Annotated in this window: 1 protein-coding gene; it reads left to right on the forward strand. The window is 68.8% G+C overall.

All coding sequences use genetic code 11. The annotated features are described in order from the left end of the window. The coding region (locus GUY61_RS38805) for a hypothetical protein (RefSeq protein WP_398958502.1) at positions 1 to 465 on the forward strand (465 nt) is incomplete at its 5' end. Between the last annotated feature and the right edge of the window lie 143 nt (positions 466 to 608).

The following is a 608-nucleotide window of genomic DNA, read 5'->3' on the forward strand; positions in this document are numbered from 1 at the left end:
CCCACTGTCCGTACCCCGGCAGCCCTGCCCACCATCCCCAGGCCCAAGCGGGACACCCCCGTCTACCCCGACATCTGCAGGGGGAAGAGCATCACCGTCCCGGGCGCCGTGTTGGCCAAGTGGCGGCAGAAATACCCCCTGTTCACCCCTCTGTGGCAGGAAGCCTGGTCCGGACTGCGCAGTCAGAACGAGGGCGGCAACGGCAACCTCAAGAAGTCCGCCCTCGACAGCATCGACAATCCCCAGCTCCGCCTGCCGCACGGACGAGTCGCACAGACCCTGCTCAATGCCGTCATCATCTTCGTGGCGAACCTCAGAGCCATCCGACGGTTCCTCCGCGACCAGGGCATCCAGCCCCGCAAGGCCAGCACACAGAGCGCCGGAACCCAACCCGGTGAGCCCTCCGACCCGCCCCAGGCGCGACCGCTTCCGACCGAGCAGGTCGAGCCTCCGCCACGCGAGTGACGCACCTCCGCCGCGCTCCGCCCCCTGAAAACCCCACATGCCTGCGCCACGGCTACCAGCCGTCGCGCAGGCATGTCCTGTTTCCGCAGGTGAGAGGCGCAGTACCTGGACCGCCACCGCCCCACCCCCTCACCGAGCCGATC

Source organism: Streptomyces sp. GC420 (assembly GCF_009916105.1).
GTDB lineage: Bacteria > Actinomycetota > Actinomycetes > Streptomycetales > Streptomycetaceae > Streptomyces.